Genomic DNA, 16,595 nt, shown 5'->3' on the forward strand with positions numbered 1-16,595 from the left:
ATCGAACTCTTCGATTACAGCAGAGACGCGCCGAAGCCTCTCTCGAAAACATTCGAAACAGCCGCCGAGGCTCGACCGGCGCGGCGCGCCAAACCTACTGACAACACGCTGTCAGCAGCCCCCTGGCACACTGCTTCTACGCCATCCGGCGAGGCTGCCGCCGCCTGGCTGCCGCCATTCACCGTCCGCCGTTGCCTTCGAGGAGTGCACCGTGTCTACCGATCTGTCCCGTGTGATCTCGTGGTTCGAAATTCCCGCGCACGACCTGGAGCGTGCCGCCCGCTTTTACGAAACCGCCTTCGACACTGCGCTGCAGCGCGAAGTGGTCGGCGGCGTCCCGATGGCGCTGTTCGCTCACACCGATACTGAAACGGGCGGGTGCATCGTGTTCAATCCGCACGACGCGAAGCCCGATCCGAAGGGCGTACTCGTGTATCTGAACGCCCAGCCTTCGGTCACGGCCGTGCTCGACCGCGTGGAAAAAGCCGGCGGCAAGCAGCAGGGGCCCGCTGTCGAGTTGCCGAACAACTACGGCTATATCGGCTTCTTCATCGATACCGAAGGCAACCGCGTCGGCCTGCACGCGCCGAAGCTCGGTTGATCGCGACCGGGCGCCGCGCGCGCGCCCGGCGCTATCATCTGTAGCTATCCAGAACACCGCGCCGATCACCGCGCCCGCCTTCGCAACCGCCCAGCCATGACCCGCCGCGCCGACCGCCTTTTTCGCATCGCCGAACTGCTGCGCGGCCGGCGTCTCACTACCGCCCAGCAGCTGGCCGACTGGCTCGAAGTCTCGCCGCGCACGGTCTATCGCGACGTGCGCGACCTGCAGCTCTCGGGCGTGCCCATCGAAGGCGAGGCGGGCATTGGCTACCGGCTCGCGCGCACGGCGAGCCTGCCGCCGCTCACCTTCACCGCCGACGAACTCACCGCGCTCGCCGTGGGCGCACGCATGGCCGAGTCGTGGGGCGGCGCGGCGCTCGCGAGCGGCGCCCGCGGCGCGCTCGCGAAGATCGCCGCGGCCATGCCGGCGGAAAAGCGCGCCGTGCTGGAACGGCTTGCCGTGTTCGCACCGGCGTATCACATGGATCACGCATTCTCGGACAAGCTCGACGCGCTGCATCGCGCCGTCGACACGCGGCTCGTCGTGCGCTTCGCGTACTGCGACCGTATTGGCGCGCATACGCAGCGGCGCATCTGGCCGCTTGGGCTCGTGTACTGGGGCGCGCAGTGGACCGTGGGCGCGTGGTGCGAAATGCGCGAGGACTTTCGCAACTTCAACATCGCGCGCATGGAAAACGTGGAAGTGCTCGAGCAATTTCCCGACGTGAGCGGGCGGCGGCTCGCCGACTATTTGCGCCGCGTGAATGCGCCTTCACTATGAGCGGCAACGGCACCCCGGAATTGAAAAAGGCGCACATCGCTGCGCGCCTTTCGTGTGGGTTTGCAGCAAGCGGCGCTTATTCCACCGCTTTCACCATCTCCTCGATCACCTTCTTCGCGTCGCCGAACACCATCATCGTCTTGTCCATGTAGAACAGTTCGTTGTCGAGGCCCGCGTAACCCGCCGCCATCGAGCGCTTGTTCACGATGATCGTGCGCGCCTTGTACGCCTCGATGATCGGCATGCCCGCGATGGGCGACTTCGGATCGTTCTTCGCGGCCGGATTCACCACGTCGTTCGCGCCGAGCACGAGCACGACGTCGGTCTGGCCGAACTCGTTGTTGATGTCCTCCATCTCGAACACGAGGTCGTAGGGCACTTCGGCTTCCGCGAGCAGCACGTTCATGTGGCCCGGCATGCGGCCCGCCACCGGGTGGATCGCATAACGCACGTCCACACCCTTTTCGACGAGCTTGTCGGTGAGTTCCTTCAACGCATGCTGTGCACGTGCCACCGCGAGGCCATAGCCCGGCACGATCACGACGCTTTCCGCATTGCCGAGCATGAACGCGGCATCATCGGCCGAACCCGACTTCACCGGACGCTGCTCCTGCGCCCCGCCCGCCGCCGCCGCGCCTGCCTCGCCGCCGAAGCCGCCCAGCAGCACGTTGAAGAACGAGCGGTTCATCGCGTGGCACATGATGTACGACAGAATCGCGCCTGAAGAACCCACGAGCGACCCCGCGATGATCAGCATGGCGTTGTTCAGCGAGAAGCCAATGCCCGCCGCCGCCCACCCCGAGTACGAGTTCAGCATCGAGACGACCACCGGCATGTCCGCGCCGCCGATCGGGATGATGATGAGCACGCCCAGCGCGAACGCGATCAGCGTCATGATGATGAACGGCAGCCACGACTGCGTGAGGAAGAACAGAATGCCGAAGCCGACCATGCCGATCGCGAGCATCAGGTTGATCAGATGCTGGCCCGGATAGACCACCGGCGCGCCCTGGAACAGGCGGAACTTGTACTTGCCCGAGAGCTTTCCGAACGCGATGACCGAACCGCTGAACGTAATCGCGCCCACGAACGTGCCGATGAACAGTTCGATGCGGTTGCCGTACGGCAGGAAGCCCGGATATGGCGCGTCTTCTGCGACCAGCCCGAACGCTGCCGGCTCGGAGACGACCGCATACGCGATGCACACCGCCGCGAGACCGATCAGCGAGTGCATGGCCGCGACGAGTTCGGGCATCTTCGTCATCTCGACGCGTGCGGCGACATAGGCCCCAAGGCCGCCGCCCACCACGAGCGCCGCGAACAGCAGCGCGAGACCGAGCCCGAGATTCGAGCCGAACTGTGCGGACTCCTTCACGATCAGCGCAAGGGTAGTCAGAATGGCGATGGCCATGCCGACCATGCCGAACACGTTGCCGGCGCGTGCGCTCTTCGGGTTGGACAGCCCCTTGAGCGCCTGGATGAAGCAGACCGACGCCACCAGGTAAAGCAGCGTAACGACGTTCATGCTCATTTACGCACACTCCTTGCTGGCAGGAGAGGAGAGCTTTTTCGGCTCCTTCTTGCGGAACATCTCCAGCATTCGCCTCGTGACGAGGAACCCGCCGAACACGTTCACGGCCGCGAGCAGCACGGCGAACGTGCCGAAGAACTTGCCCGGGCCGCCCACCGTAAGCCCGGTGGCGAGCATCGCGCCCACGATCACGATCGCCGAAATCGCATTGGTCACGGCCATGAGCGGCGTATGCAGCGCGGGCGTGACGTTCCAGACCACGTGATAGCCCACGTACACGGCCAGCACGAAGATGATCAGGTTGATGACGGTATGGTTGATGACTTCCATTCCTGTTCTCCCCTTATGTCTTGCGCGTGACCTGGCCGTCGCGGGCCAGCAGCGTGGCCGCGACGATGTCGTCCGCGAGATCGATGTTGAGCGTGCCTTCCTTCGTGACGATCAGCTTCAGGAAGTCAAGCAGGTTGCGCGCGTAGAGCGCGGAGGCGTCGGCGGCGACCATCGAGGCGAGGTTCGTGTAGCCGCAGATCTGCACGCCGTGGTGCGTCACCACCTTGTCGGCCTCGGTGAGCGGGCAGTTGCCGCCGCGCCGGCCGCTTGCCTGATCGGCAATGGGGCCGCGTCCTGCCGCGAGGTCGATCACCACCGAGCCCGGCTTCATTGCCTGCACGGTTTCGGAAGGCAGCAGCGTCGGTGCGTCGCGGCCCGGGATCAGCGCGGTCGAGATGACGATGTCGGCCTGCCTGGCGCGCTCGTGCACCAGCGCCGACTGGCGCGCGAGCCACGATGGCGGCATGGGCCGAGCGTAGCCGCCCACGCCGACGGCGGCTTCCCGCTCTTCATCGGTTTCGTAGGGCACGTCGAGGAATTTCCCGCCGAGCGACTCGATCTGTTCCTTTACCGCCGGGCGCACGTCCGAAGCTTCGATCACCGCGCCCAAACGCCGCGCCGTGGCGATGGCCTGCAGGCCCGCCACGCCCGCGCCGAGAATCAGCACGCGCGCGGCTTTCACCGTCCCGGCGGCGGTCATGAGCATCGGCATGAAGCGCGGATAAAGGTTCGAGGCCACGAGCACCGCCTTGTACCCGGCGATGTTGGCCTGCGACGACAGCACGTCGAGGCTTTGCGCGCGCGTGGTACGCGGCGCGGCTTCGAGCGCGAAGGCCGTCACGCCTGCCTCGGCCAGCTTCGCGGCGTTTTCCGCATTAAAGGGATCGAGCATGCCGACCAGCACCGCGCCGCGCTTCATGAACGGCAATTCGCTGACGGTGGGTGACTGGACCTTGAGCACGAGGTCCGCGCCGAAGGCCGTGGCCGCGTCGGCGACCTGCGCACCCACGGCCGTGTAGGCCTCGTCGAGATAGCTCGCGCCGGCACCCGCGCCGGCCTGGATCGTGACCGTGTGACCCTGGGCGACGTACTTCTTGACTGTCTCCGGCGTCGCGGCCACGCGGGTTTCGTTCGCCCGCGTCTCTGCAGGCACTCCGATATGCATCGTTGTTTCCTCCTCGACCTTCTTGTTCTAGCTGTTCTGGCTCGAATCGAGCGAAGGGAGACCGACGGCATTCAGGCGCCGGCATCCATTGCAACGGCAAACGACGGCACCACTTTAACCGAAAGCGGCGGCGGCTTTGTAGCGGGAATTGCCCGCTTTTGTGCGATGCACACAACACGCTGCGTCGTCCGACCGGACGGTCGGCAGTACCAGGCGAGCCGGGCATGCGCCCCCGTTGCGCCGCCCGGGGGCCCGATCCGGCCCCGGGCAGCGTTTGCGGCGTCCCGGTAAAATACCGGCCCATGAATGAGGAAACCTGGGCACCCCACGTCACCGTGGCCGCGATCGTCGAGCGCGACGGGCGTTTTCTGCTCGTCGAAGAGCACACGCCAGCCGGCCTGCGTCTGAACCAGCCCGCCGGCCATCTGGAAGCGGGCGAAACGCTGCACGAGGCGGTGATACGCGAAACGCTCGAGGAAACCGCGCATGCGTTCACGCCTGAGGCGCTGGTCGGCGTGTATATGACGCACTTCGGCAAGCCGGGCGAAAGCGGCGCGACGTATGTGCGCTTCACGTACTGCGGCAGTGTTGCAGTCGAGCCGGAAAACCGCGCGCTCGATCCTGACATCGTGCGCACGGTGTGGATGAGCGCCGACGAGTTGCGCGCGGCGAGCGAGCGCCATCGCACGCCGCTCGTCATGCGCTGTGTCGACGATTACCTCGCAGGCAAGCGCGTGCCGCTGGATTTCATCCAGACGCACGCGACAGCACCGAAAGCGGCACCCCAGGTCGCACCCAAGTTGAGTTAAGGCAGCAACGAAATGAGCAAACGTAAGGTCGTGGTAGGCATGTCGGGCGGCGTCGATTCGTCGGTGACCGCATGGCTGCTCAAGGAGCAGGGGTTCGACGTCGTCGGTCTCTTCATGAAGAACTGGGAAGACGACGACGACGGCGAGTACTGCTCGACGCGCCAGGACTGGATCGACGTAGTGTCGGTCGCGGACCTGATCGGCATCGACGTGGAAGCCGTGAACTTCGCCGCCGAATACAAGGACCGCGTGTTCGCGGAGTTCCTGCGCGAGTATTCCGCGGGCCGCACGCCGAACCCGGACGTGCTCTGCAACGCCGAGATCAAGTTCAAGGCTTTTCTGGACCACGCCATGTCGCTCGGCGCGGAAACGATCGCCACGGGCCACTATGCGCGCGTGCGTCAGAACAACGAGCGTGGCGGTCGTTTCGAACTGCTGAAGGCGCTCGACCACACGAAGGATCAGTCGTACTTCCTGCATCGCCTGAACCAGGCGCAGCTTTCGAAGACGATGTTCCCGCTCGGCGAGATTCCGAAGACGAAGGTGCGCGAGATCGCCGAGAAGATCGGCCTGCCGAACGCGAAAAAGAAGGATTCCACAGGAATCTGCTTCATCGGCGAACGGCCGTTCCGCGACTTCCTCAACCGCTATCTGCCGACCCAACCCGGCCCGATGATGACGCCCGATGGCAAGGTCGTGGGCGAGCACATTGGCCTGGCGTTCTACACGTTCGGGCAGCGCAAGGGCATTGGTCTTGGCGGCAGCAAGGACGGCAGCGGCGACCCGTGGTTCGTCGCGGGCAAGGACATCGCCTCGAATACGCTCTACGTCGTGCAAGGCCACGATCATCCGTGGCTGCTCGCGCACGAACTGCGTGCGGGCAATGTGAGCTGGGTGGCGGGCGAGCCGCCGGCGCAGGACCATGCGTGCGGCGCGAAAACGCGCTATCGCCAGGCGGATGCGCCCTGCTCGTTCCACACCGCAGACGAATTCGGCGCGGGCCAGTTCACGCTGCGTTTTCCCGATGCGCAATGGGCCGTGACGCCCGGCCAGTCGGCGGTGCTCTATGACGGCGACGTGTGCCTGGGCGGTGGCATCATCGAAGCGGTGACGACGCTCGCGCCGCACGTGCCCGCGGTACTGCCGCCCGAAGCGCCGAAGAAAAAGAAGCGCGTAGCGCGCAAGAAGCCCGCTGCAGCCACGACGGCGTGACGCAAGCACCGTCAAGCAAAACGTAAGAGAACACTGCGCGGCGCCCTGGGCGCCGCGTTTTTTTTGGCGTCTTTCGACACCTGCCAGACACCGATCAAACGGCGTGCCCGCTTCTTGCCCGTTTCTTGCCCGCTTCTTGCCCGCCTCCCAGCCAGATTCACGAACTTGCGGCATCATTCCCGCAAGCCGCGCCCGGCAACCGCGCGGCTCACGCGCACCGCCCCTTCACGAGAGGAGCGCACAAGGGCGCGCATTACATCAAGTTCGAGGAGTCCCCCCAATGTTTTCCCGACGTTATCTCGCCATGTGGGGCGCGGTGCTGCTGCTTGCAGCCTGCGTCGCCGCGGCTGCCCTCCATCACCTGTCGTGGTACTGCGTGATCGTGCCGGTGCTGCTCGTCGCGCTCGGCGTCTACGACATGTTCCAGGAGCGCCACGCGATCCTGCGCAACTACCCGATCTGGGGCCATCTGCGCTTCCTGTTCGAGTTCGTGCGGCCCGAGATCCGCCAGTACTTCGTCGAGGACGACACCGACGAAAAGCCGTTCTCGCTTGCTCAGCGCAGCCTCGTCTACCAGCGCGCGAAGAACGCGGTGGACAGCCGCCCGTACGGCACCGAACTCGACGTGAAGGCCGTGGGCCACGAATGGATCAGCCACTCGCTCGCGCCCACGAAGCTCGCGGGCAGCGACTTTCGCGTACTCGTAGGCGCGAACCGCGCGCAGCCGTACTCGATGTCGATCTTCAACATCTCGGCGATGAGCTTCGGCGCGCTCTCGGCCAACGCGATCCGCGCGCTCAACATGGGCGCGAAGAAAGGCGGCTTCGCACACGACACGGGCGAAGGCTCGATGTCGAAGTATCACCGCGAGAATGGCGGCGACATCATCTGGGAAATCGCCTCGGGCTACTTCGGCTGCCGCAACGACGACGGCACCTTTAGCGCCGACAAGTTCCAGCGCCTCGCGAACGAACCGCAGGTGAAGATGATCGAGGTGAAGCTCTCGCAGGGCGCGAAGCCCGGCCATGGCGGCATGCTGCTCGCCGCGAAGGTCACGCCCGAGATCGCCGAAACGCGCGGCATTCCCATTGGCAAAGATTGTGTCTCGCCCGCGCGCCACTCTGAATTCTCCACGCCGCGCGGGCTGCTCGAATTCGTCGAGCGTCTGCGCAAGCTCTCGGGCGGCAAGCCCACGGGCTTCAAACTGTGCATCGGGCATCCGTGGGAGTTCTTCGGCATCGCCAAGGCGATGCTCGAAACCGGCATCCTGCCCGACTTCATCGTCGTGGACGGCGCGGAAGGCGGCACCGGCGCGGCCCCGCTTGAATTCACCGACCATATCGGCACGCCGCTGCAGGAAGGGCTGCTCCTCGTGCACAACACGCTCGTGGGCATTGGCCTGCGCGACAAGATCAAGATCGGCGCGAGCGGCAAGATCATCACCGCGTTCGATATCGCACGCACGCTCGCGATCGGCGCGGACTGGGTGAACTCGGCGCGCGGCTTCATGTTCGCGGTAGGCTGCATCCAGGCGCAGAAGTGCCACTCGGACCGCTGCCCCACCGGCGTCGCCACGCAAGACCCCGTGCGCCAACGCGCGCTGAACGTGCCGGACAAGGGCGAGCGCGTCTTCAACTTCCATCACAACACGCTGCACGCGCTGCAAGAGCTGATACAGGCCGCTGGCCTTTCGAGCCCGTCGGATCTGCGTGCGCATCACATCGTGCGGCGCGTGTCGTCGTACGAGGTGAAGCTGATGTCGGAACTGCTCAAGTACCTGAAGCCCGGCGATCTGCTCGAAGGCCGCTATCGCTATCAGCTGTACGAGAAGTGGTGGCCGGTCGCGCGCAGCGATTCATTCGCGCCGGCGGAGGAAAAGATCGCTTGAGGAAGGCGAGGTGCGACTGACGCGAAAACGCCCGGCGGCACGCAATGCCGTCGGGCGTTTTTGCATCGGCTGTCTGAGAACTGCCGATCAGCCTTGCGGCACCGTGTCGATGAACGACTGGCGCTGCGAGAGCTTTTCGAAGTGACGCGCGAGATTCGGATGCGCCTCACGCCAGTTCAGCTCCGGCATGCGGAAGTCGAGATAGCCGAGCGCGCAGCCCACGGAAATATCCGCGATCGTGTAGCGGTTGCCCGCGCACCACGGGTTGCCGTCAAGTCCCTTGGCCATCGCGGCGAGACCTTCGTGGATCTTGCGCTCCTGGCGCTTCACCCAGGCCTCGTTGCGCTGCTCCGGCGTGCGTTGCGTGCCTTCGAGGCGGATCAGCACGGTCGCGTCGAGCATGCCGTCGGCGAGCGCTTCCCAGCAACGCACTTCAATACGCTCGCGGCCTGCGGGCGGAATGAGCTTGGCCACAGGCGAAAGCATGTCGACGTACTCGCAGATCACGCGCGAGTCGAACACGGCCTCGCCGTCGTCCATCACGAGACACGGCACCTTGCCGAGCGGGTTGAAATCGTGAATCTCCGTTTCCTCGCCCCACACGTTCTCGAGCACCAGCTTGTAGTCGATTTTCTTTTCAGCGAGCGTGATCCGCGCCTTGCGGACATACGGGCTGCCGAGCGAACCGATAAGTTTCATACCACCTGCCTTTTCTGGAATCCGGCCGAAGTATACGTTGGATTCGTATTTTTCTGACGTGCCGTCTGTTGCAGTGCAGGATTTTTCCTACAAATTATGTAGGCAGGAGACAACCTCGGCGGCAGCGGCGCTCACTGCGGCTGACCGCGACCACGCGCGTCCGTTTGTAGCCAGCGCTACAATCTCACGATGGACTCGACCCTCAAGCACAGCGCCCCGGCCGCCTCGAGCGAAGCCCACCCAGCCGCCAACGTGGCCGACGCAGCCGACATGCAGCGCGGCCCCGACGGCGGCGCGGCGCTCTATCGCGCGCGCCGCGAACGCGTGCTCGCCGCGCTGCGTGCGCAAGGCGGTGGCGTCGCGCTCGTGCCGACCGCGCCCGAGGCACTGCGCAATCGCGACGCGGACTATCCGTACCGGCACGACAGCTACTTCTACTACCTCACCGGCTTCACGGAGCCCGAGGCGCTGCTCGTGCTCGACGCGAACGCGGGTGAAAACCAGCCCGCCGCGATCCTGTTCTGCCGCGCGAAGAACGTCGAGCGCGAAACGTGGGAAGGGTTTCGCTTCGGTCCCGACGCCGCGCGCGAGGCGTACGGCTTCGACGCCGCGTTTCCCTTCGACGAACTCGACGCACGCATCCCGCAGCTCATTGCGAACCGTCCGGCGCTGCACTACGCGCTCGCGGCTTCCGGGCGCTTCGACGCGCAGGTGAAGCGCTGGATCGATGCGGTGCGCGCGCAGGGGCGCAGCGGCATCACCGCGCCCGCAGCCGCATACGACCTGCTGCCGCTGCTCGACGACATGCGCGTGATCAAGGACGCGCACGAACTCGACACGATGCGCCGCGCCGCGAAGATCTCGGCGCTCGCGCACGTGCGCGCGATGCAGACATGCCGGCCCGGCATGCGCGAATACGAGATCGAGGCGGAGCTGCTTTACACGTTCCGCAAGCACGGCGCGCAGGCCCCCGCCTACGGCTCGATCGTCGCGGCAGGCGCGAATGCGTGCGTGCTGCACTACCCGGCGGGCAACGCGGTGGCGCGCGCGGGCGACCTCGTGCTCATCGACGCCGCGTGCGAGTTGAACGGCTACGCCTCGGACATCACGCGCACGTTCCCCGCGAGCGGCCGCTTCACCGGCGCGCAACGCGAGCTTTACGACATCGTGCTCGCCGCCCAGCAGGCCGCCGTCGATGCCACGCGCGCCGGTGTGAACTTCGAAGCGCCGCACGACGCCGCGGTGCGCGTGCTTGCGCAGGGGCTGCTCGATACCGGCATCATCGACCGGCAGCGCTTTGCGAGCGTCGACGACGTGATCGCCGAGCGCGCCTATGCGCGCTTCTATATGCATCGCACCGGGCACTGGCTCGGCATGGATGTGCACGACGCGGGCGATTATCGTGAGCGCGATATTGCGCCGAGCGCCGGAAAACCCGACGCCCCGCCGCCCTGGCGCACGCTGCGCCCCGGCATGACGCTCACGATCGAGCCAGGCCTCTACATCCGCGCGGCAGAGGACGTGCCCGAGCGCTACTGGGACATCGGCATTCGCATCGAGGACGACGCGATCGTCACCGAAACGGGCTGCGAGCTGATCACGCGCGGCGTGCCCGTTGCGGCCGATGAAATCGAAGCGCTGATGCAGGACGCGCAGCGCGGCGCCTGACGCAAGCGCAGACACAACCACGCGAAGATCCCACACGAAACGAAGCAAACGACATGAACGCAGTTTCCGGCAGCGCGAACGACACTTCCACCGGCGCGAACACGCCCGCTCATTTCGATCACGACGTGGCGATCGTCGGCGCCGGGCCGGTGGGTCTCGCGCTCGCGGGGTGGCTCGCGCGGCGCAGCGCCACGCAAGGGCTCTCGATCGCGCTGATCGACGCGCGCGAACCCGAGGACAGCGCCGGCGACCCGCGCGCCATTGCCGTTTCGCAGGGCAGCCGCACGCTGCTCGAGGCGCTCGCATGGCCGCACGACGCGACGTCTATCGAGCGTATTCATGTCTCGCAGCGCGGCCATTTCGGGCGCACGCTGATCGACCGGCACGACTACGACTTGCCCGCGCTTGGCTACGTGGCGCGCTACGGCGCGATCGTTCAGGCGCTCGCGCGTGCCGTGCACGGCACGCCGGTGCACTGGCTGCATCACACGCAGGCGCACGATCCCGTCGTGGAGCACGACGGCGTGACGCTGCCGGTCGTGAGCGCGGGCGTTGAGCGGCAGTTGCGCACGCGCATCCTCGTGAACGCCGAAGGCGGCCTGTATCGCCCGCTGCCCCAGCGCGATACGCAAAACGATTCCGACGAAGCCGACGCAAATGCGATCGTGCCGGCCGCCGAAACCAAACGCACGCGCGACTACGGCCAAACGGCGCTGGTCGGCGTGGTGACGCTCGCGGCCCCGCAGCCACACGTGGCGTGGGAGCGTTTCACGAGCGAAGGCCCAATCGCGCTCCTGCCGATGGGCGGCGTGCGCGGCGCGGACTACGCGCTCGTGTGGTGCTGCTCGCCTGCGCAAGCCGAGCGGCGCGCGCAGCTTTCCGACGCCGACTTCCTCGCCGAACTCGGTGTGGCGTTCGGCCCGCGCATGGGCCGCTTCACGCACATTCACGGTCGCGCGGCTTTCCCACTCGGCTTGAACGCGCTCGACGCCCTCGTTTCCGGTAACGGCCGCATCGCAGCGGTCGGCAATGCCGCGCAGACGCTGCATCCGGTGGCGGGCCAGGGCCTCAATCTCGGCCTGCGCGACGCCCACGCCCTTGCCGACTCACTCGCGCAGCACGGCGCCACGCCGCGCGCGCTCGCCGAGTTCGCGGGCCGCCGCGCGTTCGACCGGCGCATGACGATCGGCACAACGGATACGCTCGCCCGCCTTTTCACCGTCGATTTCGGTCCGCTCGCCACGCTGCGCGGGCTCGCGCTCACGGCGCTCGAATTCGCGCCGCCAGTGAAGACGGCGCTCGCGCGGCAGATGATGTTTGGGCAGCGGAGTTGAGTCAGCCAACTAAGGGTCGCATCGCTTTTTTTTGCATGATTGTTTTCACGCTGAAGCGCCGCCCTACAACAAGACCAGGGTCCGCGCTGCGCGACCTTGCATCCCGTTAACGCTAAAATACGCGTTTCCCCTTTTGCAAATTCACGCCGTTCGCCGCGCCAGCCGGATTGCCATCCGGGTCGCGGCACCGGCCTCGCCCGCGCGTCATGTTCACTATCGGCCGTCACACCTTGCGTAATAACCTGTTCGTCGCCCCCATGGCGGGCGTCACGGACAGGCCGTTCCGTCAGTTGTGCAAGCGCCTCGGCGCGGGCTATGCGGTGTCCGAAATGGTCGCATCCAACGCGCAGCTCTGGAAGAGCGAAAAGACCATGCGCCGCGCCAATCACGCGGGCGAAGTGGAACCCATCTCCGTGCAGATCGCCGGCGCCGATCCGGACATGATGGCCGAAGCCGCGCGCTACAACGTGGCGAACGGCGCGCAGATCATCGACATCAACATGGGCTGCCCGGCCAAGAAGGTCTGCAACGTCGCGGCCGGCTCGGCGCTCCTGCAGAACGAGCCGCTGGTCGCGCGCATCGTCAAGGCCGTGGTCGACGCCGTGGGCGTGGGCCCCGACGCCGTGCCCGTTACGCTCAAGATCCGCACGGGCTGGGACCGCGACAACCGCAACGCGCTCACCATCGCGCGTATTGCCGAAGAAAGCGGCATCTCCATGCTCACCGTGCACGGCCGCACGCGCGCCGACCTCTATCACGGTGAAGCGGAGTACGAAACGATCGCCGCAGTGAAAGCCGCGGCACGGATTCCGGTGGTCGCGAACGGCGACATTACGTCGCCGCAAAAGGCACGAGAGGTCCTCGCGCTCACGGGCGCCGACGCCATCATGATCGGCCGCGCAGCGCAGGGGCGCCCGTGGCTGTTCCGCGAAATCGAACATTTCCTCGCGACGGGCGAACTGTTGCCGCCGCCGCGCGTGGACGAAATCCAGTCGATCATGAATGAGCATCTGGAGGACCACTACGCGTTTTATGGCGAATTTACGGGCGTGCGTACTGCACGCAAGCATATCGGCTGGTACACTCGCGGCCTTTGCGGCGCCAACACGTTCCGGCATCGCATGAATACGCTGGACACCACGCGCGAGCAGCTTGTCGCCGTCAACCAGTTCTTCGACGAACAGAAGGCGCGCTCCGAGCGCCTCGTCTACGTCGACGACGAGAACAACGACAGCGACGGCAGCGACGAATCAACCGATCGACTGGCAGCATGAGCAAGCACAACATCGAACAATCCGTCCGCGAGAGCCTTGGCATCTACTTCCAGGACCTCGACGGCAGCAATCCGCACGACGTCTACGAAATGGTAATGGCGTGCGTCGAAAAACCGATGCTCGAGGTGGTGCTCGAGCAGGCAGGCGGCAATCAGTCGCTGGCCGCCGAGTATCTCGGCATCAACCGCAACACGCTGCGCAAGAAGCTCCAGCAGCACGGCCTGCTGTAACGCCGCTGCGTTTTACTGGACCTTCGGCGCGGACTCCTCGATCTATCGGCAACTCTCCCACATCATGATCAAGCAAGCGCTCATCTCCGTTTCCGACAAGGCAGGCATTGTCGACTTCGCGAAATCCCTGTCGGATCTCGGCGTCAAGATCCTGTCGACCGGCGGCACCGCGAAACTGCTCGCGGACGCGGGCCTTCCCGTCACCGAAGTGGCCGACTACACCGGCTTTCCGGAAATGCTCGATGGGCGCGTGAAAACGCTGCACCCGAAGGTCCACGGCGGCATTCTTGCGCGCCGCGACCTGCCCGAGCACATGGCCGCGCTCGAAAAGCACGACATCCCGACGATCGACCTGCTCGTCGTGAACCTCTACCCGTTCGTCCAGACGGTGTCGAAGGAAGAGTGCACGCTCGAAGACGCGATCGAGAACATCGATATCGGCGGCCCGACCATGCTGCGCTCGGCGGCGAAGAATCATCGCGACGTGACCGTGGTGGTCGACCCGGCCGACTACGCGAAGGTGCTGGAAGAGATGCGCGCGAACGGCAACACCGTGAGCTACGCCACGAACTTCCGTCTCGCGACCAAGGTGTTCTCGCACACGGCGCAGTACGACGGCGCGATCACGAACTACCTCACGAGCCTGACCGAAGCGCTCGAGCACAAGTCGCGCAACACCTACCCGGCCGTGCTGAACCTCGCGTTCGACAAGGTCCAGGACCTGCGCTACGGCGAAAACCCGCACCAGAGCGCCGCGTTCTACCGCGACCTCACGACGCCCGCCGGCGCGCTCGCGAACTACACGCAGCTCCAGGGCAAGGAACTTTCGTACAACAACATCGCCGACTCGGACGCGGCCTGGGAATGCGTGAAGACGTTCGACGCCCCGGCCTGCGTGATCATCAAGCACGCGAATCCGTGCGGCGTGGCAATCGGCGCGAACGCGCTCGAAGCCTACTCGAAGGCGTTCCAGACCGACCCGACCTCGGCGTTCGGCGGCATCATCGCGTTCAACCGCGAAGTGGACGAAGCGGCTGCCCAAGCCGTGGCGAAGCAGTTCGTCGAAGTGCTGATCGCGCCGTCGTTCTCGGCAGCCGCGAAGGCCGTGTTCGCCGCGAAGCAGAATGTGCGTCTGCTGGAAATCGCGCTGGGCGACGGCCATAACGCGTTCGACCTCAAGCGCGTGGGCGGCGGCCTGCTCGTGCAGTCGCTCGATGCGAAGAACGTGCAGCCGCACGAACTGCGCGTGGTGACGAAGCGCCACCCGACGCCGAAGGAAATGGACGACCTGCTGTTCGCATGGCGCGTGGCGAAGTTCGTGAAGTCGAACGCCATCGTGTTCTGCGCGAACGGCATGACGATGGGCGTGGGCGCAGGCCAGATGAGCCGCGTGGACTCGGCGCGCATCGCCAGCATCAAGGCCGAGAACGCGGGCCTGAAGCTCGCGGGCACGGCGGTCGCGTCGGACGCGTTCTTCCCGTTCCGTGACGGTCTCGACGTGGTGGTCAACGCGGGCGCGACCTGCGTGATCCAGCCGGGCGGCTCGATGCGCGACGACGAAGTGATCGGCGCCGCCGACGAGCACAACATCGCCATGGTGATGACAGGCATTCGCCACTTCCGTCACTGATCCTTGCGCGCGGCGCGTGACCTGCACGTGACGCGCCGCTTGAGCCTGGCCCGCCGGACTTGCGTCCCGCGGGCTTTTTCTTTGCAGGGCGCGCCGGGTTCGCTCGCGCCCTCGAGGCTCGCGGCAGGCATGCCGTTCGTTGTACCATCGCAGCACATCCGTTTTTCCCGCATTTCATGAGAATTCTCGGCATCGACCCCGGCTTGCGCGTCACCGGCTTCGGCGTGATCGAGCGTCACGGCCATCAGCTCACGTATGTCGCAAGCGGCGTCATCCGCACCGCCGACGCCGATCTGCCCACGCGCCTAGGCACCATTTTCGAGGGCGTCTCCACGCTGATCCGCCAGCACGCGCCCGACCAGGCGGCGATCGAAAAAGTGTTCGTCAACGTCAATCCGCAGTCGACGCTCCTGCTCGGTCAGGCGCGCGGCGCTGCCATTTGCGGGCTGGTTTCGGGCGGCGTGCCGGTGGCCGAATACACCGCGCTGCAACTCAAGCAAGCCGTGGTGGGCTACGGACGCGCGACCAAAGAGCAGATGCAGCAAATGGTCGTGCGCCTGCTCGCCCTCACGGGCACGCCCGGCACCGACGCGGCCGACGCGCTCGGCATGGCGATCTGTCACGCGCACGGCGGGGATGCGCTCGCCACGCTCGGCGGACTTGCGCCTGCGCTCGCGAAGAAGGGCATGCGGGTGCGGCGTGGGCGGTTGATAGGCTAAATGCGCGGTTGAATGTGTGGCTGATTACGCGACTAATGCGCCTCGCCCAAACGGCCAACGTTCCAGCCATGCGCTCCGGAGTGCCCTGCCCTCCGCTACACTCTTGAGCTTTCCCTCATCACAGAAACCGCCATGATCGGTCGCATTGCCGGCGTATTGCTGGAAAAGAACCCGCCGCACCTGCTCATCGACTGCAACGGCGTCGGCTACGAAGTCGACGTGCCGATGAGCACGTTCTACAACCTGCCCAGCAACGGCGAAAAAATCGTGTTGCTCACGCAGATGATCGTGCGCGAAGACGCGCATCTGCTCTTCGGCTTCGGCACGCAAGAGGAACGCTCGACGTTTCGCGAACTGCTCAAGATCAGCGGCATCGGCGCGCGCATGGCGCTCGCCGTGCTCTCGGGCATGAGCGTGCACGACCTCTCGCAAGCGGTCACACAGCAAGATGCGGCGCGCCTCACCCGCGTGCCCGGCATCGGCAAGAAAACGGCCGAGCGTCTGCTGCTCGAACTCAAGGGCAAGCTCGGTGCGGACCTCGGTGCAATGGCCGCCGCCGCTTCGCCTTCCGACCACGCGAACGACATCCTCAACGCGCTGCTCGCGCTCGGCTATTCGGAGAAGGAGGCGCTCGCCGCGATCAAGAACGTGCCCGCCGGCACCGGCGTTTCCGAAGGCATCAAGCTCGCGCTCAAGGCACTTTCGAAGGCCTGATCGACTTC

15 protein-coding genes and 1 pseudogene are annotated in these 16,595 nt (G+C 65.7%); 12 read left to right on the forward strand and 4 right to left on the reverse strand.

From position 1 onward, the window contains the following. Positions 1–211 precede the first annotated feature (211 nt). Positions 212–601 carry a VOC family protein gene (locus U5A52_RS06180; RefSeq protein WP_042262509.1) on the forward strand — a complete coding sequence of 130 codons (390 nt, stop codon included), beginning with the start codon at positions 212–214 and terminating at the stop codon, positions 599–601. A gap of 90 nt (positions 602–691) precedes the next feature. After that, positions 692–1,384, forward strand: a pseudogene (locus U5A52_RS06185) (helix-turn-helix transcriptional regulator); the annotation flags it as partial. 76 nt (positions 1,385–1,460) lie between these two features. Here the strand turns inward: U5A52_RS06185 and U5A52_RS06190 are convergent. From U5A52_RS06190 to U5A52_RS06200, 3 genes are read right to left on the reverse strand one after another with little or no spacing between them, the layout of a single operon-like run. Next, entirely contained in the window at positions 1,461–2,915 is a 1,455-nt protein-coding gene (locus U5A52_RS06190; RefSeq protein WP_321913164.1) for an NAD(P)(+) transhydrogenase (Re/Si-specific) subunit beta, read from the reverse strand. Next, a complete protein-coding gene (locus tag U5A52_RS06195; RefSeq protein WP_321934274.1) occupies positions 2,916–3,245 on the reverse strand; it encodes an NAD(P) transhydrogenase subunit alpha in 330 nt (109 codons plus the stop codon). Between the two features lie 13 nt (positions 3,246–3,258). After that, on the reverse strand, positions 3,259–4,410 hold the full coding sequence (locus tag U5A52_RS06200) for a Re/Si-specific NAD(P)(+) transhydrogenase subunit alpha (RefSeq protein WP_321934275.1): 1,152 nt from the start codon (positions 4,408–4,410) through the stop codon (positions 3,259–3,261). A 302-nt stretch (positions 4,411–4,712) separates the two neighbouring features. Here U5A52_RS06200 and U5A52_RS06205 point away from each other — a divergent pair, with 302 nt between their 5' ends. The 3 genes from U5A52_RS06205 (at position 4,713) to U5A52_RS06215 (ending at position 8,319) form a co-directional block, all read left to right on the forward strand. Beyond that, positions 4,713–5,219 carry an NUDIX hydrolase gene (locus tag U5A52_RS06205; RefSeq protein WP_321913166.1) on the forward strand — a complete coding sequence of 169 codons (507 nt, stop codon included), beginning with the start codon at positions 4,713–4,715 and terminating at the stop codon, positions 5,217–5,219. Positions 5,220–5,231: 12 nt separating this feature from the next. Further along, positions 5,232–6,431, forward strand: coding sequence for a tRNA 2-thiouridine(34) synthase MnmA (gene mnmA, locus U5A52_RS06210; RefSeq protein WP_321913167.1), 1,200 nt, complete (start codon positions 5,232–5,234; stop codon positions 6,429–6,431). Between the two features lie 280 nt (positions 6,432–6,711). Continuing rightward, positions 6,712–8,319 (forward strand): FMN-binding glutamate synthase family protein, encoded by a 1,608-nt coding sequence (locus tag U5A52_RS06215; RefSeq protein WP_321913168.1) that lies wholly within the window; start codon positions 6,712–6,714, stop codon positions 8,317–8,319. Between the two features lie 87 nt (positions 8,320–8,406). Here the strand turns inward: U5A52_RS06215 and U5A52_RS06220 are convergent, their stop codons facing one another. Further along, complete coding sequence (locus U5A52_RS06220; protein ID WP_158756974.1) at positions 8,407–9,018, reverse strand: glutathione S-transferase family protein; 612 nt, start codon at positions 9,016–9,018, stop codon at positions 8,407–8,409. 270 nt (positions 9,019–9,288) lie between these two features. On the opposite strand from U5A52_RS06220, the gene U5A52_RS06225 reads away from it, so the two are divergent. The 7 genes from U5A52_RS06225 (at position 9,289) to ruvA (ending at position 16,587) form a co-directional block, all read left to right on the forward strand. After that, the gene (locus U5A52_RS06225; RefSeq protein ID WP_321934508.1) at positions 9,289–10,686 is read left to right on the forward strand and encodes an aminopeptidase P N-terminal domain-containing protein; all 1,398 of its coding nucleotides are present in this window, start codon (positions 9,289–9,291) and stop codon (positions 10,684–10,686) included. A 53-nt stretch (positions 10,687–10,739) separates the two neighbouring features. Continuing rightward, a complete protein-coding gene (locus tag U5A52_RS06230; RefSeq protein ID WP_321934276.1) occupies positions 10,740–12,020 on the forward strand; it encodes a UbiH/UbiF/VisC/COQ6 family ubiquinone biosynthesis hydroxylase in 1,281 nt (426 codons plus the stop codon). Positions 12,021–12,226: 206 nt separating this feature from the next. Next, complete coding sequence (gene dusB, locus U5A52_RS06235; RefSeq protein WP_158756972.1) at positions 12,227–13,294, forward strand: tRNA dihydrouridine synthase DusB; 1,068 nt, start codon at positions 12,227–12,229, stop codon at positions 13,292–13,294. Then, positions 13,291–13,524, forward strand: a complete 234-nt coding sequence (locus tag U5A52_RS06240; RefSeq protein WP_028216158.1) for a Fis family transcriptional regulator — start codon at positions 13,291–13,293, stop codon at positions 13,522–13,524. The genes dusB and U5A52_RS06240 overlap by 4 nt, the downstream gene beginning before the upstream one ends. A gap of 64 nt (positions 13,525–13,588) precedes the next feature. Next, a complete protein-coding gene (gene purH, locus U5A52_RS06245; protein ID WP_321913170.1) occupies positions 13,589–15,154 on the forward strand; it encodes a bifunctional phosphoribosylaminoimidazolecarboxamide formyltransferase/IMP cyclohydrolase in 1,566 nt (521 codons plus the stop codon). Positions 15,155–15,330: 176 nt separating this feature from the next. Beyond that, positions 15,331–15,873, forward strand: a complete 543-nt coding sequence (gene ruvC, locus U5A52_RS06250; RefSeq protein ID WP_028201962.1) for a crossover junction endodeoxyribonuclease RuvC — start codon at positions 15,331–15,333, stop codon at positions 15,871–15,873. 132 nt (positions 15,874–16,005) lie between these two features. Beyond that, on the forward strand, positions 16,006–16,587 hold the full coding sequence (gene ruvA / locus U5A52_RS06255) for a Holliday junction branch migration protein RuvA (RefSeq protein WP_321934277.1): 582 nt from the start codon (positions 16,006–16,008) through the stop codon (positions 16,585–16,587). The last annotated feature ends 8 nt before the right edge of the window (positions 16,588–16,595 follow it).

Origin of the sequence: Paraburkholderia sp. J8-2 (assembly GCF_905220195.1) — a bacterium.
Lineage (GTDB): Bacteria > Pseudomonadota > Gammaproteobacteria > Burkholderiales > Burkholderiaceae > Paraburkholderia.